Raw genomic sequence first — 25923 nt, forward strand, 5'->3', positions numbered from 1 at the left:
ACGCGTCGAAGGCCAGCGGGGCGTTGAGGCTGACTCGCAGCGGACCCTGAAGACCGGCGAGGGCCGTGGACGCGAGGGCCGCACGCAGGTTCATCACGGAGGCGTGCTGAATCATCACGCCCTTCGGATGGCCGGTGCTGCCCGACGTGTAGATGACGTAGGCGAGGTGCTGTGGCGAGGAGACCCGGGACGGCGTGGTGTCCGCTTCACCGGCGAGTGTCGTGGTCACGCCCGGGTCATCCAGGGGGACGACCTTGACGGATGGCGTCTCCAGCCGATCGGCGAGGAGCCGCTGCGTGAGGACGAGCGTGACGCCGGAATCCCGGAGCACGAAGGCGAGCCGCTCGCGAGGATGGGCGGGGTCCAGGGGGACGTATGCGCCGCCCGCCTTGAGGATGCCCAGGACGGCGACAATCATGTCGACGCCGCGCTCCATGCAGAGGGCGACGCGCGACTCGGGCCTGACGCCGTGAGCGCGCAGCCAGTGGGCGAGCCTGTTGGCCTGGCGGTCGAACTGGTCGAAGGTGAGCGACGTCGTGTCGTCGAGGACCGCCAGCGCATCGGGCGTGCGCGCGACCTGCGCTTCGATTCGCTCGTGCAGCGCGCCTTCCCATGGCAGCTCCCGGTGCGTGTCGTTCCTCGCCACGAGGAGCTGCTCCCGCTCCGCGTCGGAGAGCAGTGACAGCGAACCCAGGTCCGCATCGGGCGCGGCGACCACGGCCTTCAGCAGGGTGACGAAGTGCTCCGCCATGCGCGCGACGGTCCTCTCGTCGAACAGCTCCGTGCGGAAGTCGAGCGCTCCTCCGAGCCCCTGGGACGTCCGGGCAAGCGAGAGCGAGAGGTCGAACTTCGCCGCCAGCCCCTGCGCCTCCATCGGCGTGAGCTTCAGTGCTTCCAGCCCGCTCTCTTCGGAGCGAAGCGCCAGCGCCTGTCGAGGCGTGTTCTGGAGCGAGAGCATCACCTGGAAGAGCGGCGAGTGGCTCAGGCTGCGCTGGGGCTGGAGTTCCTCGACGAGCTTCTCGAAGGGGACGTCCTGGTGCTCGTAGGCCGCGAGGGTGGAGGCGCGCACCTGTGCGAGCAGCTCGCGGAAGCTGGCGCGCGGTGCGATGCGGGAGCGCAGGACAAGGGTGTTGACGAAGAAGCCGATGAGGCCCTCCGTCTCCGCGCGGTTGCGGCCCGCGATGGGCGAGCCGACGGAGATGTCGTCCTGTCCGGAGTAGCGCGAGAGCAAAAGCTGGAAGGCGGCCAGCACGCCCATGAAGAGCGTGGCCCCTTCCGCTTGAGTGAAGGACTCCAGGGCTTGGGTCAGCTCCTCGGGCAGGTGGAACGGCAGCGCGTCACCCTTGGAGGACTGGACCGCGGGGCGGGGCCTGTCCGTGGGCAGCTCCAGCACGGCGGGCGCATCCGCGAGTTGGTGCTTCCAGTAGTCGAGCTGTCGTTGAAGCACGTCACCGCGCAGCCACGCGCGCTGCCAGGCGGAGAAGTCGGCGTACTGCACCGGCAGTGGCGCGAGAGCGGGTGACGTGCCCGTGGCCAGGGCCGAGTAGAGCGCGACGAGCTCGCGCACCAGCACCTCCATGGACCAGCCGTCGGAGACGATGTGGTGCATCGTCACCAGCAGCACGTGCTCCTTCGCGTCCATCCGGAGCAGCGAGGCGCGCAGGAGCGGGCCGGTGGCCAGGTCGAAGGGCCTGAGGGCTTCTTCGTTGATGAGCCGCTGAGCCCGGGTCTCACGCTCTTCTCCTTGCGTGTCGCTCAGGTCCACGAGCGGCAGCGAGAAGGCAGGGGCCGGGCGGATGACCTGCACGGGCTCGCCCTCATGCGAGGAGAACGTGGTGCGGAGGGCCTCATGGCGCCGCACCAGGGCGTCGAAGCTGGCCTCCAGTGCGTTCGTGTCCAGCGCCCCTTCGAGCCGCAGCGCGGCGGGCATGTTGTAGAGGGCACTGCCGGGCTCGAGCTGGTCGATGAACCACAGCCGCTGCTGCGCGAAGGACAGCGGGAGCGCACTCGTGCGCGGCACGGGTACCAGCGACGGCGCGGTCAGCGGGTTCGACTGGGAGGTGGCGTCGATGCGCGCGGCCAGGGTCGCCGGTGTGGGGCTCTCGAAGAGGGCGCGCAGCGGCAGTTCGACGTCGAGTGCCGCTCGAATGCGGGAGACGAGCTGGGTGGCGAGGAGGGAGTGGCCGCCGAGCGAGAAGAAGGAGTCGCTCGCTCCGACGCGCTCGACGCGCAGGAGGTCGGCCATGAGCCTGGCCAGGGTCTTCTCGGTGGGGGTCGACGGCGGGTTCCACGCGGACTGCTCGGAGGCAACGGCCGCGGGAGGCGGCAGGACGTCGCGGTCCACTTCGCCGTCTGGCAGGCGCGGGAGTGCCGCCAGGGACACGAAGGACGACGGCACCAGGTACTCGGCGAGCCGCTCCTCCAGGAAGGAGCGCAGCACCGTCAGGTCGAGCGCGCCCTGGGGCACGAGATAGGCGACGAGGCGCTTCTTGCCGGGGACATCCTCGCGGACGAGGGCGACGGCCTCACGAACGTGAGGGTGGGAGCGCAGCGCGGCCTCGACGTCGTCGCGTTCGCCTCGCGCGTCTCGCGGTGTAGCGCGAGGGGCGACCTGTCCCAGGTTCTCGAGAGAGCCGTCCGCGCGCCAGCGGACCTTGTCGCCGGTGCGGTACAGGCGCGCACCGGACAGGCCACTGAGTGCATCCGGGAGGAAGCGCTCGGCCGTGATTTGCGGACCCTGCCCGTAGCTGAGCGCGTGGTGCACTCCGCCCAGGAACAGCTCCCCGGGGACGCCCACGGGGACGGGCTCCAGGTGCGCATCGAGGACGTAGGCCCGCGTGCTCGAGGTGGTGTCATTCCACTCCACGAGGAGGCGGTGCCGCTCGGTGGAGTCCATGAGCGGCAGCGTGGAGACGGGCGCCTCCGGGTGCTTCACGGCGGCGCGGAGCAGGGTGAGGAAGTGAGCCACCATGCGCGTGGCCGTGGAGGCATCGAAGAGCGCCGTGGCGACCTGGAGCGAGCCCTCGTAGCCAGAAGGCGCTTCGGCGAAGGAGAGGTCGAGGTCGAACTTGGCGGGCGCGTCACCTCGGTCGACGGAGAGCAGGCGCAAGCCGGGCAGCTCCAGGTCTCCCATGGGCGTGTTCAGCAGCGAGAACATGACCTGGAAGAGCGGAGTGACGTCGAGGCTGCGCTCGGGCTGCAGCTCCTCGACGATCTTCTCGAAGGGCACGTCCTGGTGTTCGTAGGCCCCCAGCGTCGTGGCGCGCACGCGCTCCACCAACTCGCGGAAGGACGCTCGCGGGTCGATGCGCGCGCGGAGCACCAGCGTGTTGACGAAGAAGCCGATGAGGCCCTCGGTCTCCGCGCGGTTGCGTCCCGCGATGGGCGAGCCCACGGAGATGTCGTCCTGCCCGGAGTAGCGTGAGAGCAGGAGCTGGAAGGTGGCCAGGAGCGTCATGAAGGGCGTCGCGCCCTGGCGCTGCGCGAGTGACCTGACGGCGTCGGACAGCTCGGCCCCCAACGAGATGGGGAGGATGGCGGCCTCACGCGACCCGAGGGCGGCGCGCGGCCTGTCGGTGGGCAGCTCCAGGAGCGCGGGGGCTCCACGGAGCTGCTGCTTCCAGTAGGCCAGCCGTGTCCGCAGGGCTTCGTCACGCAGCCAGCCGCGCTGCCACGCCGCGAAGTCGGCGTATTGCACGCTCAACGCCGGAAGCCTGGCGGGTTCGCCGGACAGATGCGCCGCGTAGAGCGTCCCCAGCTCGCGCACCAGCACGCCGGAGGACCAGCCGTCGGAGACGATGTGGTGGACGTTGGTGATGAGCAGGTGCTCGCGCTCCGCCAGCTTGACGAGGCAGAGGCGGAACAGGGGCCCGGAGGTCAGGTCGAAGGGGCGCTCCACCTCTTGCGCCGTCAGTCGTCGGGCCTCGGCCTGACGGTCGGCCTCATCCAGGTGCTGGAGGTCGATGAGCGGAATAGAGAGGGGTGCCGCGGGGTGGATGACCTGGGACGGCTGTCCGTCGATGGAGGCGAAGGTGGTGCGGAGCGCCTCGTGGCGCGAGACGACGTCGGAGACCGCGCGCTCCAGGGCAGCGACGTCGAGCGCTCCTTCGAGGCGAAGCGCCGTGGGGATGTTGTAGAGGGCGCTGCCGGGCTCGAGCTGGTCGATGAACCACAGCCGCTGCTGCGCGAAGGACAACGGCAAGGCGCCGGTGCGAGGCACGGGCATCAGCGGTGGGACTTCCAGCCCCTGTTGTTCCTGCCGCGAGGCCTCCAGATACCGGGCCAGTCCGGCGACGGTGGGCGCCTCGAAGAGCTCCCTCAGTGGCAGCTCGACGTTGAAGGCGGAGCGGATGCGGGAGACGACCTGGGTGGCGAGGAGGGAGTGGCCTCCCAGCTCGAAGAAGTCGTCGCTCGGCCCTACTCGCGGGACGCCGAGCACCTCGGCGTAGATGCCCGCGAGCGCGGCCTCCATGGCGGTGCGGGGCGCTTCGGGTGCCTCTTCCTGAGACGGGGTGCCGACTCCGGGCGGCGGAAGGGCCTTGCGGTCGACCTTGCCGTTCGCCGTGAGCGGCAGCTCGGTCATCGTGACGATGGCCGACGGCACCATGTACGCGGGGAGCCGTTCCTCGACGAAGCCGCGCACGGCGCTCGCGTCCAGTCCCTGCTCCGAAGGCACCACGTAGGCGACGAGTCGCTTGTCGCCCGGCACGTCCTCGCGCACGACGACGATGACCTCACCGACGCTCGGGTGTTGGCGCAGGGCGTTCTCCACTTCACCGGGTTCGATGCGGAAGCCGCGCACCTTGACCTGGAAGTCGGCGCGGCCCTGGAACTCCAGCGTGCCGTCCGTCCGCCACCGAGCCTTGTCGCCCGTGCGGTAGAGCCGCGTGCCCGGAGCCCCGAAGGGATGGGGCACGAAGCGCTCCGCCGTGAGGTCGGGCCGTCCGAGGTAACCCCACGCGAGGCCGTCGCCTCCGACGTAGAGCTCTCCCGTCACGCCGGGAGGAACCAACTGGAGGGCGCCGTCCAGCACGAAGGCCGAGGAGTGGGGCACCGGCCGGCCGATGGGGACGGAGTCGCCCACCGCGTCACCCGCGCGCAGGGCGTGGGTGGCGGAGAACGTGGTGTTCTCCGTGGGGCCGTAGCCGTTGATGAGCACGCCGCCCGGAGGCAGCAGCGCGAGGTGTTCGCGCACGCGCCGCGCGGGCAGCACGTCTCCACCCGCGAGCACCTGGGAGACGCCGGCCAGGGCCTGTGGCTGGTACGTCACCATCTGCTCGTAGAGGGCAGCGGTGAGCCAGAGCGAGGTGACGCGGTGTCGCGCGAGCAGCGCCCCCAGCTCCTCCAGGGACAGCGCGCCAGGGGGCGCGAGGACGAGCCGGGCGCCGTGAAGCAGCGCGCCCCACAGCTCGAGCGTGGAGGCGTCGAAGGCGACCGGCGCCGCCTGGAGCCAGACCTCGTCGGGCCCGAAGCGGATGACGCCGTGGGGCTGCACGAGTCGGACGACTCCCCGGTGCGGCACGGAGACGCCCTTGGGCTCGCCGGTGCTCCCCGAGGTGAACATGACGTAAGCCAGGGCGTCCGCGCTCGCGGGCACCTCCGGAGCCGAGTCCGGCTGGCGGGCGATGTGCGCGGCCTCTTCGTCCAGGACGACGAGCACGACGCCCAGCTCCGGCAGCTCATCCGCCACCGAGGACTCGGTCAGCAGCACGGCGGCGGAGGACTGGCGCAGGACCCACGCCATGCGCTCGGTCGGCCAGGTGGCATCGAGCGGGACGTAGGCGGCTCCCGCCTTGAGGGTGCCCAGCAGCGCGACCACCAGGTCCACGGAGCGCTTCAGGTGCACGGCGACGCGGCCGCCGGGCTGCACGCCCAGTCCGCGAAGATGATGGGCGAGCCGGTTCGCGCGCGCTTCGAGCTGCGCGTACGTGAGGAGCGCGTCCTCGGATTCGACGGCGACGCGGTCCGGTGTGAGCGCCGACTGTCGGGCGAAGAGCTGGTGGATGGCCGCGTCACGCGGGTACTCCCCGGTGACGGCGTTCCACTGCGCCAGGACCTGGTGCCGCTCCTCGGAGGACAGCAGTGACACGAGGCCCAGCGGGCGCTCCGGTGCGGCCGTGACTGCCTCCAGCAGCACGGCGTAGTGGCGCATCAGCCGCTTCACCGTGTCCGCGTCGAAGAGGTCGGTGTTGTAGTTGAGGGCGCCGGAGAAGCCCTGGGGCCCCTCTTCCAGCAGGAGGCTGACCTCGTACTGCGACGTGGTGACGTGCGCGGTGAGCGGAGCGAAGGAGAGCCCCGAAAGCTGTGTCGTCTCGACGGGAGTGTTCTGGAGGGTGAGGGTGGCCTGGAAGAGCGGGCTGCGCGCGAGGTCGCGCTGGGGCTGGAGTCCCTCGACGAGCTTCTCGAAGGGGATGTCCTGGTGCTGGTACGCGGCCAGCGTGGCACCGCGCACGTGGGCGAGGAGCTGGAGGAAGGAGCCTCGCGCGTCGATGCGCGAGCGCAGGACGAGCGTGTTGACGAAGAAGCCGATGAGGCCCTCCGTCTCCCCCTGCTGGCGGTTGGCGATGGGGAAGCCGACGGAGACGTCGTCCTGTCCGGCGTAGCGGGAGAGGACGAGCTGCCAGGCCGCGAGCAGCACCATGAACGGCGTGACGCCCTCACGCTGGGCCAGCGCGCGCACGGAGGCGCTCAGCCCACCTGTGAGCTCGACGGGGAGGAGGGTGCCCTTGTGGGACTGGATGGCGGGACGGGGCCTGTCCGTGGGCAGCTCGAGGACACCCGAGGCTCCGGAGAGGTGTTGCTTCCAGAAGTCGAGCTGACGCTGGAGCACGTCGCCGCGCAGCCAGGAGCGCTGCCACGCCGCATAGTCCGCGTACTGGACAGGCAGCGGTGGCAGCCTGTCCGGAGTGCCCGTGGTCCGGGCCACGTACAGGGTGGCCAGCTCGCGCACGAGGACGCCCGTGGACCACGCGTCGGAGACGATGTGGTGCATCGTCACCAGGAGCACGTGGGCCCGGGGGCCATGCTTCAGCAGGGAGGCACGCAGGAGCGGCCCCGTCGAGAGGTTGAACGAAGCGAGGGCGTCCTCTTCGATGAGGGCCTGCGTCCGAGCTTGTCGCTCCTCTTCGGACAGCGCGCTCAGGTCCACCACGGGCACGTTGAAGCCCGAGGCGGGACGGATGTGCTGCACGGGCTCACCGCCGCGCACGGCGAAGGTGGTGCGCAGCACCTCGTGGCGGTTCACCAGGGCGTTGAAGGCGTGCTCCAGTGCTCCGACATCCAGTGCCCCGTCCACGCGCAGCGCCGTGGGCAGGTTGAAGAGCGGCGTGCCCGGAGAGAGCTGGTCGATGAACCACAGGCGCTGCTGGGAGAAGGAGAGCGGCAACGCCTCCGTGCGAGGCACGGGCACCAGGGACGGCGCCGCCGGAGTCGTCTCCCCCCGGCTGGCGTCGATGCGCGCGGCGAGGCCCGCCACCGTGGGCTCCTCGAAGAGGGCGCGCAGGGGCAGGTCCACCCGGAACGCGGTCCGGATGCGAGAGGCGAGCTGGGTGGCGAGCAGCGAGTGGCCTCCCAGGGTGAAGAAGCTGTCCTCAGCCCCCACCCGCTCGACGCGGAGGATGGCGGCCATCAGCGCCGCCAGCGTCTGCTCCGTGGGCGTGCGCGGCGCAATCCACGAGGCCTCCACGTCGACGTGCGCGTCCGGCGCGGGCAGCGCCTTGCGGTCCAGCTTGCCGTTCGGCGTGAGGGGCAGCGCCTCCAGCACCACGAAGGCCGCGGGCACCATGTACTCTGGCAGGCCCGTCAGCAGTCCTCGCCGGAGCTCCGTGGCGTCGAGCGTGCTCCCCGCTCGCGGCACCACGTAGGCGATGAGCAGGTCATCGCGCACCAGCACGGCGGCTTCTTGGAGGCCCGGCTGACGCAGGAGCGCGGCTTCGACTTCACCCAGCTCGATGCGCAGGCCGCGCAGCTTCACCTGGAAGTCGATGCGGCCCAGGTAGTCGAGCGTGCCATCCGCCCGCCACCGCACCTTGTCGCCCGAGCGGTAGAGGCGCGCGCCGGGCCGGGTCGCGAAGGGGTCGGGGACGAAACGCTCGGCGGTGAGGTGGGGCTGATGCAGGTAGCCGCGCGCCAGCCCCTCTCCGCCCAGATACAGCTCGCCGGGCACGCCCGTGGGAACAGGCCGCAGGTCCGCGTCCAGGACATAGGCCTGGGTGTTGGACATGGGCCGGCCGATGGGGGCCACCGGCCCGGTGAAGCGCTCCACCGGCCACGAGGTGGCGTCGATGGTGGCCTCCGTCGGGCCGTAGTTGTTGTCCAGGCTCACGCTCGGCAACACCTCGCGCACGCGTGGCGGCAGGTCCGCCGGCAGCGCCTCGCCACCGGAGATGATGCGGCGCAGGCTCGTGGCGGCGCGCAGTCCGGGCTCCTCCAGCAGGACTCTCAGCAGCGACGGCACCACCTGGAGCACGGTGACGTGGTGTCGCACCACGGTCTCCACCAGGAGGGACGCATCGCGGTGGGCCTCCAGCGGCGCGATGACCAGCGTCGAACCGGACAGCAGCGTGGCGAACAGCTCGGCGACGGACACGTCGAAGCTGAGCGAGGTGAGCAGCAGCGGCCGTGCACCGGGCCCCAGGTCGAACCGGGAGCGCATCCACGCGGCGTGGTTGGAGAGGGAGCGGTGGGTCAGCACGGTGCCCTTGGGCCGCCCCGTGCTGCCAGATGTGTAGATGACGTACGCCGCGCTCTCGGAGGGCACCCACTCACTCAGGGGCGCCTTTGCGTCGGCGAAATCGGTCTCCCAGCCGGCGTCGAGGCACACCACGGCGGGGCCCTCGGGCAACACTCCGAGGAGGTGACGCTGGGTGAGCAGCACCGGGGCAGAGGTGTCCTGAAGCATGAAGGCCAGCCGCTCACGCGGGTAGGCCGGGTCCAGCGGCACGTAGGCGCCACCGGCCTTGAGCACGCCGAAGACGGCGACGGGCACCTCCAGCGAGCGCTCCATGCACAGCGCCACGAGCGTCCCGGGCTTCACGCCCAACGAGCGCAGGTGCGAGGCGAGCTGGCTGGAGCGCGCATCGAGCTGGGCGAAGGTGAGCGAGCCCGCGTCGGAGACGACGGCGAGCGCGTCCGGAGTGAGGCCGGCCCGGGCGGAGAGCTGCTGGTGGACGCAGGCATCAGCGGGGACCGGCGCCGCGGTGTCGTTCCACTCCCGGAGGACGCGTCGCAGCTCGGCCTCGTCCATCAGCGGCAGGGCGGAGAGCGACTGCTCGGGGTTGGCCACGGCCGCGCGGAGCAGGGTGAGCAGGTGCTCCACCATCCGCTCCATGGTGGCGCCGTCGAACAGGTCGACGTTGTAGTCGAGCGAGCCCACGAAGCCCGCGGGCGTCTCCACGAGAGAGAGGTCCAGGTCGAACTTGAGGGGCATCTCGTTGTCCCCGAGTCCCTCCAGCCGCAGCCCGGGTAGCTCCAGCGCGCCCATGGGGGTGTTCAGCACGGAGAACATGACCTGGAACAGCGGCGAGTAGCTGAGGCTGCGCTCGGGCTGCAGTTCCTCGACGAGCTTCTCGAAGGGCACGTCCTGGTGGTCGAAGGCCTCCAGCGTGGTGCGCTTCACCTGCGTCAGCAGCGAGGCGAAGGAGGCGTGTGGCTCCAGCCGCGCGCGCAGCGCCAGGGTGTTGACGAAGAAGCCGATGAGGCCCTCGGTCTCCCCTCGGTTGCGGCCTGCGATGGGCGAGCCGACAACGATGTCGTCCTGGCCGGAGTAGCGCGCGAGGAGCACCTGGAACGCTGCCAGCAGCGTCATGAAGGGTGTGGCGCCGTGCCGCTGGGACAGAGCCTTGATGGCGTCGGAGAGCTCCGCCGACAGCACGACGGCGCGCTGAGCGGCGTTGCGCGTCTGGACGGACGGACGGGGCCTGTCGGTGGGCAGCTCCAGCAGCGCCGGAGCGCCTTCGAGCCGCCGCTTCCAGTAGCCCAGGCGCGTGTGGAGCGCCTCGTCGCGCAGCCAGCCTCGCTGCCAGGCCGCGAAGTCGGCGTACTGCACCGGCAGGGGCGGCAGCTCCGCCCGTGTTCCGGACAGGTGCGCCGCGTAGAGGGCGCCCAGCTCGCGCACGAGCACCCCCGTGGACCAGCCGTCGGAGACGATGTGATGCATCGTCGACAGCAGCACATGCTCCCGTTCCTCCACGCGCAGCAACGCGACGCGGAAGAGCGGGCCCGTGGTGAGGTCGAAGGGCCGCAGGGCCTCTTCGCGGGCACGGCGGTGCACCTCGGCCTCGCGCTCGGAGGCGGGCAGGGTGCTCAGGTCCACCACCGGCAACCTCACGGGCGCGGCCGGGTGGATGTGCTGTACGGCCTCTCCGTCGCGTGAGGCGAAGGTGGTGCGCAGCGCCTCGTGGCGCTCCACCACGTCGGAGATGGAGCGCTCCATCGCCTCCACGTCCAGGTCGCCGACGAGCCGGAGCGCGGAGGGCATGTTGTACAGGGGGCTGCCCGGCTCCAACTGGTCGATGAACCACAGGCGCTGCTGCGCGAAGGACAGCGGCAGCGCCTCCGTGCGCGGCACGGGCACGAGCGGGGGCAGGCCCAGGCCCCGTCGCTCCAGGCGCAGGGCATCCACCTGCCCGGCGAGCGTGGAGAGCGTCGGAGACTCGAACAGCTCACGCAGGGCCAGCTCCAGGTCGAACGTCGCCCGGATGCGGGAGACGACCTGGGTGGCGAGGAGCGAGTGTCCGCCCAGCTCGAAGAAGTCGTCATCGCGCCCCACGCGCGGGACGCCCAGCACGTCGGAGAAGATGCCGGCCAGCGCCACCTCGGTGGCACCCACGGGCACCGCGAAGGCGTCGCCGCCCGAGCCCTCCAGCTCCGGCGCCGGCAGGGCCCTGCGGTCCACCTTTCCGTTCGGCGTCAGTGGCAGGGACTCCAGGCTCACCAGGGCCGAAGGCACCATGTACTCGGGCAGCTTCTGGCGCAGGAAGTCCTTCAGCCCCGCCACGTCGACGTCGGGCGCCACGACATAGGCGACGAGGCGCTTGTCGCCCGGCGCGTCCTCTCGCACCACGACGATGGCCTCGCTCACGCCGCCGTGCAGACGCAGGACGCTCTCCACCTCGCCCGGTTCGATTCGGAAGCCGCGCACCTTGACCTGGAAGTCCGTGCGGCCGAGGAACTCCAACGTGCCGTCGTCCGTCCAGCGCACCTTGTCGCCCGTGCGGTAGAGGCGCTCTCCCGCCTTGAACGGGTGGGGCACGAAGCGCTCGGCCGTGAGGTCTGGACGGCCCAGGTAACCCCAGGCCAGACCATCGCCCCCGGTGAACAGCTCACCCGGCGCACCGGGGAGCACCGGCTCGAACCGCTCATCCAGCACGTAGACGCGAGTGTTGGAGATGGGACGGCCAATGGGCACGGAAGCGCCGACGACGTCGCCCGACTCCAGGCGGTGGCACGCCGTGAAGGTCGTGTTCTCCGTGGGGCCGTAGCCGTTGACGAGCACCGCGCCGGGAGCCACGCGCGAAAGGTGCTCGCGCACGCGCCGCACGGGCAGCACATCGCCTCCCGCCAGCACCTGTCTCACGGAGGCCAGGGCCTCGGGCTGGTGGAGCGCCATCTGTTCGAAGAGGGCCGCCGTCAGCCACAGGGTGGTGATGCGGTGACGCACCAGCACCGCGCCAAGCTCTTCGAGAGTGGGCGTGTGAGGCGGAAAGAGGACCAGGCGGGCCCCATGCAGCAGCGCGCCCCAGACCTCCAGCGTGGAGGCGTCGAAGGAGCTGGGGGCGAGTTGGAGGAAGACCTCCTCGGGCCCGAAGTGGATGAAGTCGCCGCTCATCACCAGCCGGGTGATGCCGCGGTGGGGAATGGCGACGCCCTTGGGCTGTCCCGTGGAGCCCGAGGTGAACATGACGTACGCGAGGCTGTCCGCGTCAGCGCAAGGCGCGAGTGGCGTCACGGGCTGGAGGGCCACCTGCTCCCACTCGGAGTCGAGGCAGACGAGGAGCGGGACATAGGCGGGCAGCTCATCGGCGAGCCGCTCCAGCGTCACGAGGACGGAGGCCCCCGTCCCCGCGAGCATGGCGTTCAGGCGCTCCGCCGGATAGGCGGGGTCGAGCGGAACGAAGGCCGCGCCCGCCTTGAGGATGCCCAAGAGGCCCACGGGCAACTCCAGGCTCCGCTCCAGGCACAGGGCCACGCGCGTCCCCGGCGTGACGCCCAGGGTGCGCAGATGATGCGCGAGCTGGTTGGAGCGCTCGTCGAGCTCTCGGTACGTGAGCGTGCCCACCGTGGACTCGACGGCGATGGCGTCCGGTGTGCGCGCCGCCTGCGCGGTGAAGAGCTGGTGCACTCCGGCTTCGCGCGGGTAGTCGCGGTCCGTCTGGTTCCACTCCACCAGCACGCGCTCGCGCTCCTCCTGAGTGACGAGGGAGAGCGAGGACAGGAGGGCCTGGGGCCGGGCCAGCATGGACTCCACGGCCGTGGCCCAGAGGCGCAGCACGCGCTCCAGCACGGAGGTCTCGAAGCGCTGCTTGTCGTAGACGAGGCGCAGCTCCATCCGGGTGCCGGGCAGGGCGATGGCCACGAAGGGCATGTCCGACTGCTCGGTGCTGGCGAGGTCGCGGACCTGGAAGTCGCTGCCACCGGAGTAGACGGCGTCGTCGACGGGGTAGTTCTCGAAGACGTACAGGCTCTCGAACAGGGGCTGGCCGCGAGGCACGTCGCTCCAGCCCTGGATGCGTGCCAGCGAGGCGTGCTCGTGCTGATTCAGCGCCTGCATCTGCGCGTGGTGCGAGGCGAGCCACGCCACCACCGGCAGGTCGGGCTCCAGTCGGGTGCGCAGGGGCAGCGTGTTGATGAACAGGCCCACCATGTGCTCGATGCCGCTCACTTCGGCGGCGCGGCCCGAGACGGTGGTGCCGAAGACGACCTCGCGCTCACCGGAGTAGCGGGCGAGCACCAGGGACCAGGCGCCCTGCAGCACGGTGTTGGCCGTGAGCAGGTGCTGGCGCGCATACGCATTCAGGGCATGGGTCGTCTCCGCGCTCAGGAAGAACGAGCGCTCGCCCTGTGCATACGGCGCGTCCTGCGTGTCGGGGAGCCGGGCGCCGGGGAGCGGCGTCGGCGCGGTGAAGCCCTGGAGGGCCTCGCGCCAATAGACCTCGCTGCGCGCGGTGGGGTCTTCGCGCAGCCAGGAGATGAAGTCCCGGTACGCGGGAGCGGCCGCCAGCGCGGGACGCTCGCCCTTCGACGCTGCGTCGTAGGAGGCGAACAGCTCCTTGAAGACGAGTCCGAGGCTCCAGCCATCCATCAACAGGTGATGCGAGGACCAGAGGACGCGGTGCAACCCATTGTCCAGCTTCACCACCGTCAGGCGCATCAGCGGCGACTGACGCAGGTCGAAGCCACGGACGCGGTCCGAGGCCATGAGGGCGTCGAAGCGGGCCCTCTGCTCATCCGGTGTCAGGCCGCGCCAGTCGAGCTCCTCCCAGGGCAGCGCGACGCGAGGACTCACCACCTGGAGGGGCTCATCCAGCCCTTCCCAGACGAACGCGGTGCGCAGGGGCGCATGGCGCTCCACCACCGTCTCCCAGGCGCGGCGGAAGAGCCCCAGGTCGATGCGCGCGCCGAACGTCCAGCCGAACTGCGTGACGTACACGCCCGAGCCCGGCCCCATCAGCGAGTGGAACAGCATGCCCTGCTGGAGGGCGGACAGCGGGTAGACATCCTCCACGGGCATGCCCGGTGGCAGCACCCTGTCCTGCGTGGCCTGCGTCAGGCGAGCCAGCGGGAAGTCGGCGGGCGTGTATCGCAGGGCATCGGGCGTCGCCCGGCCGGAGATGAGCAGGCGCAGCGCGTCCCCGAAGGCTTCAACGAGCGCGCGCGCGGTGGCCTCGTCGTGGAGGTTGCGGCTGTAGGTGAGGGAGAGGCGGAGTTGTCCTCCCTGGACGACGGCCGACACGTCGAGCAGATGCGCGCGCGGCGCACGCGGGCTGATGGACGGGCCCTGGGACTCCGGAGCGAACGTGAACAGCGAGGCGTCGCTGGAGGTGGAGTCCACCTGGCCCAGGTAGTTGAGGGACACCTCGGGGACGGGCAGCGCACTCAGGCGTTCACGGGTGTCGTCTTCGCGCAGGTGGCGCAGCAGGCCGTGTCCCAGGCCGTTGGCGGGCAGGGTGCGCAGCGCGTCGCGCGTGGCACGCACGGTGTCACCGGGGCTGTCTCCGGCGCCCACCTGGAGCAGCACCGGGTACAGGGACGTGAACCAGCCCACGGTGCGTGACAGGTCCACGTCGGTGAAGAGGTCCTCACGGCCGTGGCCTTCGGCCTCGACGAGGAAGCGCGACTGTCCCGTGCGAGCGGCCAGGGCGCGGCCCAGCGCGGCCAGCAGCACGTCCTGGAGCCGGGCGCGGTACGCCGCGGGCACCTCACGCAACAGCAGTCCCGTGTCCCCGGCATCCAGGCTCGCGGAGACGGTATGCGACGAGGCGACGGTGTTCGCCCCTTCCGCCCTGTCCCGGGGCAGCGGAACGACGCGGGCGCGGGCCTCGTCGAGCCAGAAGGAGCGCTCGGCGTCGAGCGCTTCGGAGCGGGCATGTTTGTGCAGGCGCTCGGCCCACGCCTTGAAGGACGTCGTCTTCGCCGGGAGAGAGCGCGCTTCGCCACGCCGGGCCTGCCGGCAGAGGGTCTCCAGGTCCTCGACGAGGATGCGCCAGGAGACGGCGTCGACGACGAGGTGGTGCGCCACCAGCAACAGGCGCGCGGACTCACCCGGGCCGAAGTCGAAGTGGACGGCGCGCAGGAGCGGCGCCGAGCCCAGGTCGAAGGAGGTCTGCGCCTCGGTGGCGATGGCCTCCACTCTCGCGGCCCGCGCATCTTCAGACAGTGAGGACACGTCCTCGCGGCGCAGTGAAGGCGCGTGCTCCAGGTCCGTGTTGTGCTGGCTCCACCGGCCGTCCTCCTGCACGAAGCGGATGCGCAGGGCGTCGTGGTGCTTCACCAACTCGCGCAGGGCGGCTTCGACAACCGAGGGCTCCACCGCCTCGCGCAGCCGCAGCATCAGCGCCTGGTTGTAGTGGTGCGGCTCGGGGTTCGCGTCTTCGAGGAAGGCGCGCTGGATGGGCGTGAGAAGCACCGGGCCGACGACGGGCGTCTGCTCGGCGGTGACGGCCTGCAGCCGGGAGACCTCGGGAGCCAGGGTGGCGATGGTCTGCGATTGGAAGAGCTGCCGGGGCGCGAAGTGCAGCCCGGCGCGGCGGGCGCGCGCGACGAGCTGAAGGGTGATGATGGAGTCGCCGCCGAGCTGGAAGAAGTTGTCGTGGATGCCGACGCGCGGGACGCGCAGCACCTGGGCCCATACCGTGGAGAGGGCCTCCTCCACCTCGTTGCGAGGCGCGACGTAGGAGTCGGTGCTCACCGAGTCCGGCGAAGGCAGCGCGGCGCGGTCGACCTTGCCGTTGGAGGACAGCGGCAGCGTCTCCAACGTGACGATGGCCGAGGGCACCATGTACGCCGGGAGCCGCTCACCCAGGTGAGTCCGCAGCGCGCCGATATCCGGAAGCGAAGCACCGGTGTGCGGCGCGACGTAGGCCACGAGCCGTGCGCCCGAGGGGCCGTCTTCGCGCACCACCACGACAACGTCACCGACGGAGGCATGCGTCCGCAGCGCGGACTCAATCTCTCCCAGTTCGATGCGGTAGCCACGGACCTTCACCTGGAAGTCGGCGCGGCCCAGGTACTCCAGCCGCCCATCGACGCCCCAGCGGACGCGGTCGCCCGTCCGGTACAGCCGCGCTCCGGGCCGAGTGCTGAAGGCGTCGGGGATGAAGCGCTCCGCGGTCAACTCGGGTCGCCGCCAGTAGCCTCGTGCCACTCCCGCGCCGCCGATGAACAGCTCGCCCACGACACCCACCGGCACCGGGCGCAGGTGCGCATCCAGGACGTACAGACGGGTGTTGGCGATGGGCCGGCCGATGGAGATGGGGCCGCTCGCCGCATCTCCAGGGGCCACCGTGTGGATGCTGCAACCCACCACCGTCTCGGTGGGGCCGTACTCGTTGATGAGCAGCGTGTCTGGAGCATGCTGGCGCCAGAAGGCGACGCCCTCGGCCGTCAGGGCTTCGCCACCGATGACGAACGCACGCGTGCGACCGGCGGCCTCGCCCGGCGTGAGCTGGGACGCGAGCAGGTGCAGGTGCGTGGGCGTCAGCTTCACGAGGCTGAAGTCGTTGCCCTCGCGCAGGGCCTCACCCAGCCCCTCCACGCCCGCCTCCTCGGGCACGAGCACCACGGGCCTCCCCGCGACGAGCGGAGCGATGAGGCTGGTGACGGTCAGGTCGAAGGAGAGCGGCGAGTGGACCGGGGAGCCGGAGCCCTCCGCGATGCGGTACGTGCGCAGGGCCCAGGTGAGGTAGTTCACGACGCCGCGGTGCTCCACCATGACGCCCTTGGGGAGACCGGTGCTGCCGGAGGTATAGATGAGGTAGGCGAGGTCATCGGCGGTGGCCAGGGGTGCCGGCGCCGTCGTGGGCTCCTTCTCCACCGTGACGTCCCAGTCCTCGTCGACGCGGAGGACATTGAGCGCGCTCGCGGGCAGCGCATCCGCGAGCACCGACTCGGTGAGGACGATGGCGACGTGGGTGTCGTCCAGGAGGAAGGCGATGCGTGAGTCGGGCAGAGCCGGGTCGAGAGGCAGATAGGCGGCACCCGCCTTGAGCGTGGCCCAGAGGGAGACGACCATCTCGGGCGAGCGGCGGAAGTACAGGCCCACTCGGGACCCTCGTCCCACACCCAGTCCCCGCAGGGCGTGCGCGAGCTGGTTGGCCCGGGCGTCCAGCTCACGGAAGGTGAGCCGTGCGTCGCCCATGGAGATGGCAACGGCGTCCGGAGTGCGAGCGACGGCTTCCTCGAAGAGGGCGTGGACGGTGGTGTGCGCCGGGAAGTCCGCGTGCGTGTCGTTCCACTCCATCAGGACGCGGCGCTCTTCGGCCTCGTCCATGAGCGGCAGGGACGCGACGGGTGCATCCGGCTGGTCCACCACGGCGCGGAGCAACGTGAGGAAGTGGGACGCCAGCCGCGAGATGGTGGAGGCGTCGAACAGCGCCGTGGAGAACTGGAGCGCGCCCTGGAAGCCCGACGGCGTCTCGACGAGGGAGAGGTCCAGGTCGAACTTGGCGGCGGCGTTGCCGAAGTCGACGGGGAGGATGCGCAGGCCCGGCAGCTCCAGGTCCCCCATGGGGATGTTGAGGAGGGAGAAGAAGACCTGGAAGAGGGGCGAGAAGCCGAGGCTGCGCTCGGGCTGGAGCTCCTCGACGAGCTTCTCGAAGGGGACGTCCTGGTGCTCGTAGGCCTCCAGCGTGGAGGCGCGCACCTGGGCGAGCAGCTCGCGGAAGGAGGCTCGCGGGTGGATGCGCGCGCGCAGCACGAGCGTGTTGACGAAGAAGCCGATGAGGGGCTCGGTCTCCGCGTGGTTGCGGCCGGCGATGGGCGAGCCGACGGTGAGGTCGTCCTGCCCGGAGTAGCGCGAGAGCAGGAGCTGGAACGCCGCCAGCAACGTCATGAAGGGCGTGGCGCCTTCGCGCTGGGAGAGCGCCTTCACGGCCTCGGAGAGTCGCGAGCCGAGCGAGAGCGGATGGGACGCGGCCTCACGCGATTGGATTGCGGGGCGGGGCCTGTCGGTGGGCAGCTCCAGCAGGGCCGGAGCCCCGTGGAGGTGTTGCTTCCAGTAGTCCAGCTCCGCGCGGAGCACCTCGTCGCGCAGCCAGCCGCGTTGCCATGCGGCGAAGTCGGCGTACTGCACACGCAGCGGCGGCAGCGTCGCCGGTACACCCGACAGATGCGCCGCGTAGAGCGCACCCAGCTCCCGCACCAGGACGCCGGTGGACCAGCCATCCGAGACGATGTGGTGGACCGTGAAGAGCAGCAGGTGCGCGTGCTCCTCCAGGTGGACGAGGGAGAGGCGGAAGAGAGAGTCCGAGGTCAGGTCGAACGGACGAGCGGACTCCTCCAGGGCCAGGGTCCGCTCCTCGAATGAACGGGAGGCCGGGTCGAGGTGGCGCAGGTCGATGCGAGGAATGGTGACGGGAGCCGCCGCGCGGACTCGCTGGAGGGGTTGCCCATCGGCGGAGGGCGTGAAGGTGGTGCGCAGCACCTCGTGTCGGGCGACGACCTCGGAGACGGCGCGCTCGAGGGCCGCGACGTCCAAGGCGCCTTCGAGGCGCAGGGCGATGGGGATGTTGTAGAGGGCGCTCCCCGGTTCGAGCTGGTCGATGACCCACAGGCGCTGCTGAGCGAAGGACAGCGGCAGTGCCTCGGTGCGAGCCACGGGGACGAGAGGAGGCGTCGCCGACGTGCTCCCACGAGCGCTCGCGTTGATGCGCGCGGCCAGGGACGAGACGGTGGGAGCCTCGAAGAGGGCGCGGAGCGGCAGCTCGACCTGGAAGGCCGCGCGGATGCGTGAGGCGAGCTGGGTGGCGAGGAGCGAGTGTCCGCCGAGCGCGAAGAACGAATCCTCGGCGCCGACGCGCTCCAGGCGCAGCAGCTCCGCCATGAGGGAGGCCAGCGTGCGCTCGGTGTCGGTGCGAGGCGCGACGTAGGTCTCGGTGAGAACCGCGTCGAGGGCCGGCAGGGCGCTCCGGTCGAGCTTGCCGTTGGCCGTGAGGGGCAGGGCCTCCAGCGGCACGAGGACAGCGGGCACCATGTACTCGGGCAGCCGCGCCAGGAGGAAGGTGCGCAGGGCCGCGACGTCCAATGTCGCGCTGGCCACGACGTAGCCCACGAGGTGCTGGTGGCCCGGTGAGTCCTCGCGAACCAGCGCGACGGCTTCACGAATATCGGTATGGGCCAGGAGCGCGGCCTCGACTTCACCCAGTTCGATGCGCTGGCCCCGCAGCTTCACCTGGAAGTCGAGGCGGCCGAGGTACTCCAGGGTGCCGTCCGCGAGCCAGCGCACCTTGTCTCCGGTGCGGTAGAGGCGGCCACCCGGCTCGACGCTGAACGGGTCCGGGATGAAGCGCTCGGCGGTGAGGTGCGGGCGGTGGAGGTAGCCGAGCGCGAGCTGGGCACCCGCGAGGAACAGCTCTCCTGGGACACCCGTGGGCACGGGCTGGAGGAGCGCGTCGAGGACGTAGGCCCGGGTGTTGGAGACGGGCCGGCCAATGGGAATGGCTGCGCGAGACTCCGACGGTGAGGCGTAGGCGAACGTGGAGTCGATGGTGACTTCGGTGGGGCCGTAGAGGTTGAAGAGGTGGGTCCTGGGGAGCCTGGCGCGGAGGCGGCGCGAGAGGTCGGAAGGCAGGGCTTCGCCGCCGCAGAAGAGGAAGCGGAGGTGGGAAGCCGTCGCGAGCGCGTCCTCTTCGAGGAGGAAGCGCAGCAGGGAGGGGACGAGTTGGAGGACGGAGACGCGGTGCCGCAGGACGCTGGCGAGGAGCGAGGCCGGGTCGCGATGAGCGTCGACGGACGCTAGGACCAGGGGATTTCCCGTGAGGAGCGGCGCCCAGATTTCCCAGACGGAGGCGTCGAAGCTGAGCGGCGTCTTGAGGAGGACCCTGTCGCCGGGCAGGAGCGGGAAGGCGGAGAGGAACCAGGCCATGTGATTGGCGAGGGCCTGGTGCGAGATGAGCGTGGCCTTGGGCTGGCCGGAGGAGCCGGAGGTGTAGATGAGGTACGCGGGGCTGGAGGGCGCCACGGCCACTTCGGTGACGTAGCTGCTCACGCCTTCATCCGCCTGCGCGCCCCACTGAGGGTCGAGGCAGATGACCGTGGGGCCCGCGGGCAAGGCGTCCTGGAGGTGGGGCTGGGTGAGGAGCACCGGGGGCGCGGCGTCCTGGAGCATGAAGGCCAGTCGCTCACGGGGATAGGCCGGGTCGAGAGGGAGCCACGCGGCGCCCGCCTTGAGGATGGCGAGCAGGGCGATGGGCAGCTCGAGGGAGCGCTCCATGAAGACCGCGACAAGGGAGCCCGGACGGACCCCGGCTTGGAGGAGCCGGGCGGCGAGACGGCTGGCGCGGACCTCGAGCTGGGAGAAGGAGAGTGCACCATCGTCCGAGATGAGGGCGGTGGCGTGCGGAGTGATTTCAGCCCAGGTGGAGACCTGACGATGGACGGGGCTGTCGAGCGGGAAGTCGATTGCGGTGTCGTTCCACTCGACGAGGAGGCGGTGTCGCTCGGCGGCGTCCATGAGCGGCAGGGAGGAGACAGGCACCTCCGGCTGCGCCACGGCGGCGTGGAGCAGGGTGAGGAAGTGCGTCGCCAGCCGCGCGACGGTGTCCGCGTCGAAGAGGGCGGTGGAGAACTGGAGCGCACCCTCGAAGCCCGTGGGGGATTCGGAGAGGGTGAGGTCGAGGTCGAACTTGGCGAGCAGCCCCGTCGGCGCGAGCGGGCGCAGGCTCAGTCCGGGAAGCTCCAATTCGCCGGTGGGCGCGTTGAGCAGCGAGAAGGTGACCTGGAAGAGCGGAGAGAAGCCGAGGCTGCGCTGGGGCTGCAGCTCCTCCACGAGCTTCTCGAAGGGGACGTCCTGGTGCTCGAACGCGCCGAGGGTGGAGTGCTTCACCTGGGTGAGCAACTCGGAGAACGTCACGCGCGGGGCGACCCGGGCGCGCAGCACCAGGGTGTTGACGAAGAAGCCGATGAGGTCTTCGGTCTCGGCGCGGTTGCGTCCCGCGATGGGCGAGCCGACGACGACATCGTCCTGACCGGAGTACCGGGCGAGCAGGAGCTGGAACGCCGCCAGCAGCGTCATGAACGGCGTGGCGCCGTGGCGCAGGGAGAGCGCCTTGACGGCCTCGGACAGCTCGGCTCCGAGGGAGACAGGGTGGAGCGCCGCCTCGCGTGAGGGCAACAAGGTCCGGGGCCTGTCGAGGGGCAGCTCCAGCAGGGCGGGAGCGCCAGTCAGCGCGTCACGCCACCACGCGAGTTGCTCCTCCAGGGCCGCGTCTCGCAACCAGCCGCGCTGCCACACGGCGAAGTCCGCGTACTGCACGGCCAGCTCCGCCAGTGGAGACGGACGGCCCTCGCGGAAGGCCGCGTACAGGGCCACCAGCTCGCGCACCAGCACGCTCATGGACCAGGCGTCGGCGACGCCGTGATGCAACGTGACGAGCAGCACGTGAGAAGTCGTGGCCCGACGCAACAACGTGGCCCGCAGCAACGGACCGCGTGCGAGGTCGAACGGGCGCAGGGCCTCCTCCGACGACAACCTCCGCGTCTCCAGGGCCTGCTCCTCGGGAGCGAGCGACTCCAGCGCCACCAGGGGCAGTGGGAACGGCGCGGCCGGGTGGATGCGCTGCACGGCCTGGCCATCCAAGGAGCCGAAGGTGGTGCGCAGGGACTCATGGCGCCGCCGCAGCTCGGTGAAGGCGTGCTCCAGCGCGGGCACATCCAGTGGCCCCTCCAGCTCCAGGGCCGTGGGGATGTTGTAGAGCGAGCTGCCGGGCTCCAACTGGTCGATGAACCACAGCCGCTGCTGCGCGAAGGACAGCGGCAGGTCTCCCGTGCGTGCCGCGCGAGTCAGCGCGGGGGCCTTCGTGGTGCTCGCGCCTTCCTGGGCCAGTGCCTCCAACCGCAGGGCGAGCCGCGCCACGGTGGGCGCCTCGAAGAGCTCACGCAGGGGCAGCTCGACGCCGAAGGCGACCTGCACGCGCGAGAGGGCCTGGGTGGCCAGGAGCGAGTGGCCACCCAGCTCGAAGAAGTCGTCGTGCACGCCGACGCGCTCGACGTGCAGCAGCTCCTGCCACAGCGTGGCGAGCCGCGACTCAGTCTCACCGCGAGGCGCGACGTACTCCCGGGCTTCTGCCTCGCCTGTGCCTTCGGGCGGAGGCAGTGCCTTGCGGTCCACCTTCCCGTGGGCCGTGAGCGGCAGCGCGGGCAGGACGGCGATGGCGGAGGGCACCATGTGCTCGGGCAGCCGCTCCTTGAGGGCGGCGCGCAACGAAGCTGGATCGACCGACTCGTCCTCCTCGGCGACGACATAAGCCACCAGCCGGGTGAGGCCGGGGACATCCTCGCGCACGACGGCGGCGGCCTCGCGAACGGAGGGGAGCCGCGAGAGGACGGACTCGACCTCGCCCAGCTCGATGCGGAAGCCGCGCAGCTTCACCTGCGAGTCGATGCGGCCCAGGTATTCGAGCGTTCCATCGGCTCGCCACCGCGCCCGGTCTCCGGTGCGGTAGAGCCGCGCCCCGGCCACACCGGAGAGGGCATCCGGGATGAAGCGCTCCGCGGTGAGCGCCGACTGCCCCAGGTAGCCTCGCGCCAGGCCGACGCCTCCCACGCACAGCTCGCCGGGCACGCCGACGGGCTGTGGACGCAGTGATGTGTCCAGCACGTACACCTGGAGGTTGGCCCAGGGGCGACCGATGGTGAGGAGCTGTCCGGCCGTCAGCGGCTCGGTGATGGAGGCGCAGACGGTGGTCTCGGTGGGGCCGTACGCGTTGAGGAAGCGCACGTGCGGGGCCCAGCGGCGCACCAGCTCCGGCGTGCATGCCTCACCAGCGGAGACGAGCGTCTCCAACGCGGGGAAGTCCTCGGGCGACAGCTGCGCGAGGACCGAGGGCGTGAGCGTCACCGCGGTGATGGACTCGTCGCGGGCCAGCGCACGCAGGGGTGCTCCGGGGAGGAGTCGCTCACGCGGCGCCATCACCAGGGTGGCACCCGAGAGCAGCGCGCCGAAGAACTCCCAGACCGACGCGTCGAAGCCGGCGGAGAAGAACTGGAGGACGCGGCTTCCAGTGCCGAGCCCCATGGCACGGCCTGTCTGGAGCGCCGTGTTGCACAGGCCCCGGTGCTGCAAGAGGGTGCCCTTGGGGCGGCCGGTGCTGCCGGAGGTGTAGATGATGTACGCGAGGTTGTCGGCGGTGGTGGCCGGCTCCGGTGCATGGGTGGGCCGCGCGGAGATGAGGTCCGCCTCCGCGTCGAGCAGGACGAGCTGCTCGCTCCCCGCCGGGAGGTCGTCGGAGATGGCCTCGGTGGTGACGAGGACCGGCGCCGCGCAGTCGCGCAGCATGAAGGTGAGTCGCTCGACGGGATAGCTGGGGTCGAGCGGGACGTAGGCTCCGCCGGCCTTGAGGATGCCGAGGATGGCGACGGCGGTGTCGAGCGAGCGCTCCACGCAAAGGGCGACGGGCACGTCCTCCCGGACGCCGAGGCCGCGCAGGTGGTGCGCGAGCTGGTTGGCGCGGGCGTCGAGCTGCGCGTAGGAGAGCTGCTGGCCTTCGAAGCGCACGGCGATGGTGTCCGGCGTGCGCGCGGCCTGCGCCTGGAAGAGCTGGTGCGCGCCGGCATCACGCGGGAAGTCGCGCGCGGTGGCGTTCCATTCGACCAGGAGCTGGCGCTGCTCCACCTGGGCCATGAGGGGCAGGTCGGAGATGCGCGTGCCGGGGCTCGCCGTGGCTGCCTCCAGCACCACGCCGAGGTGGCGCACGAGTCCGTCGATGGTGGCCGGCTCGAAGAGGTCCGTGCGGTACTCGCACGTGCACTCCAGCCCGGCCTCCGTCTCGACGATGGCGAGGGTGAGGTCCAGGCGCGAGGTGCCGGACTCCGAGTACTCGGGGCGCAGCGTGAGGCCCGGCACCTCCAGCGCGGCGGCCGGCTGGTTCTGCAGCACCAGCTTCACCTGGAACAGCGGGGTATGGCCGAGGCTGCGCTCGGGGTTGAGGGCCTTGACCAGCTCCTCGAACGGCAGGTCCTGGTGCGCGTGGGCGCCCAGCGTGACGTCGCGCACCTGAGCCAGCAGCTCGCGGAACGTCATCCCTGGCGTGGTTCGCGCGCGCAAGGCGAGCTGGTTCACGAAGAAGCCGATGAGGCCCTCGGTCTCCACGCGGTTGCGGTTGGCGATATCCGTGCCGATGACGATGTCCTCCTGTCCCGAGTACCGGGAGAGGACGATGTCGAAGCCGGCCAGCAGCGCCATGAAGAGGGTGGTGCCCTCCCGGCGGGAGAGGGCCTGGAGCGCCACGGCCAGCGTGCGCGGAAGCGTGCGGGTGAGGGTGGCACCCTGGAAGCCCTGGATGGCGGGCCGAGGGAAATCCGTGGGGAGTTCGAGGAAGCGAGGCGCGCCCTGGAGGTGCTCGCGCCACCAGGAGAGCTGCGCTTCGAGCGCGTCGCCCTGGAGCCAGCCGCGCTGCCACGCCGCGTAGTCCGCGTACTGGATGGACAGCTCGGGCAGCGGAGACGCGTGGCCCGCGCGGAAGGCGGCATAGAGCGCGGCGGACTCACGCACCAGCACATCGACGGACCAGCCATCCGACACGATGTGATGCAGGGTGAGGAGCAGGACGTGCCGCGACTCGGACAGTCGCAGCAGCGATGCGCGCAGCAGTGGCCCGCGAGTGAGGTCGAACGGGCGCCGTGCCTCTTCGCGAGCAAGGCGCCGGGCTTCCGCCTCACCTTCAGCGGAGGTGAGCGCGGAGAGGTCCAAGAGGGGCAGCGGAACCGGGGCCGCTGGATGGATGACCTGGACGGGCCCCTCACGGAAGGTGGTGCGGAGCACTTCGTGTCGGCGCACCAGCTCGGTGAAGGCGTGCTCCAGCGCGGGGACGTCGAGTGTCCCCTCCAGCCGGAGGCCCACGGGCATGTTGTAGAACGGGCTGTCCGGCTCCAGCCTGTCGAGGAACCACAGGCGCTGCTGGGCGAAGGACAGGGGCAGCTCGCCCGAGCGAGAGACAGGCTGAAGCGGCGGCGGGGCGTGACGCTCCACCGCATGCGCGGAGGTGTCGACCCGACGCGCGAGCTGCGCGACGGTGGGCGCCTCGAAGAGGGTGCGCAGCGGGAGCGTGACGCCAAGCGCCTCACGGATGCGTGAGACGACCTGGGTGGCGAGCAGGGAGTGTCCACCCAGCTCGAAGAAGCTGTCGGTCGTACCGACGCGCTCCAGCCCGAGCACCTGGGCGAAGAGTCCGGCGAGGACCTCTTCCGTGGGAGTGCCCGGTGCGACGTAGGCGCCCGTGGACTCGGGCCGCTCGGGGATGGGGAGCGCCTTGCGGTCGAGCTTGCCGTTGGGAGACAGCGGCAATGCCGGCAGCGTCACGAAGGCCGAGGGCACCATGTACTCGGGCAGTCGCTCCGAGAGGGCGGTGCGCAGCGCCTGCGTGTCCGGCGCGGTGGACGCACCGACGACGTAGGCCACGAGGCGCTGGTCGCCGGGGGAGTCTTCGCGGACGAGAACGACGCAATCGCGGACGCCGGGTGCGGCGAGGAGCGCGGCTTCGATTTCGCCCAGCTCGATGCGGAAGCCGCGCAGCTTGACCTGGAAGTCGGCGCGGCCGAGGTACTCGAGAGAGCCGTCGGGCAGCCAGCGCGCGACGTCGCCGGTGCGGTAGAGGCGCGCGCCCGGAGTGGCGCTGAAGGGGTCCGGGATGAAGCGCTCGGCGGTGAGGTGGGGCTTGCGCCAGTAGCCGAGGCCCACCTGGACGCCGCCGATGAAGAGCTCGCCCGGGACACCGACGGGTGTGGGGAGACCGGAGCCGTCGAGGACGTGGAGTTGGGTGTTGGAGACGGGGCGGCCGATGGGGACGAAGTGACGGGAGTCGCCGCGAGCGCAGTGCCAGAAGGAGACGTCGACGGCGGCCTCGGTGGGGCCGTAGAGGTTGTGGACCTCGGCGGACGCCGGGAGGCGAGCGTGGGCGCGAGCCACCAGCTCCGCGGGGAGCGCCTCACCACTGCACACGACGCGACGCAGTCCGGAGAGCGTTTCGAGCCCCGGCTCCTCGAGGAAGGCGCGGAGCATGGAGGGGACGAAGTGGAGGGTGGAGACGCGCTGCTCGGAGATGAGGCGGACGAGGTAGGCGGGGTCCTGGTGTCCACCGGGCTTCGCGAGGACGAGGCGCGCGCCCGTCATGAGGGGCCAGAAGAACTCCCAGACAGAGACGTCGAAGGAGAACGGGGTCTTCTGGAGGACGGTGTCGGAAGGCGTCAGCGCGTACTGCTGCTGCATCCACA

At 71.0% G+C, this 25923-nt stretch carries 1 protein-coding gene; it reads right to left on the reverse strand.

The window, feature by feature from the left end:
- Positions 1-25923, reverse strand: a 25923-nt coding sequence (locus G4D83_RS20995; RefSeq protein ID WP_163866595.1) for a non-ribosomal peptide synthase/polyketide synthase, incomplete at both ends; no start/stop codon positions are given.

The sequence above is a fragment of the Myxococcus eversor genome (assembly GCF_010894455.1).
In the GTDB taxonomy this organism is placed as follows: domain Bacteria; phylum Myxococcota; class Myxococcia; order Myxococcales; family Myxococcaceae; genus Myxococcus; species Myxococcus eversor.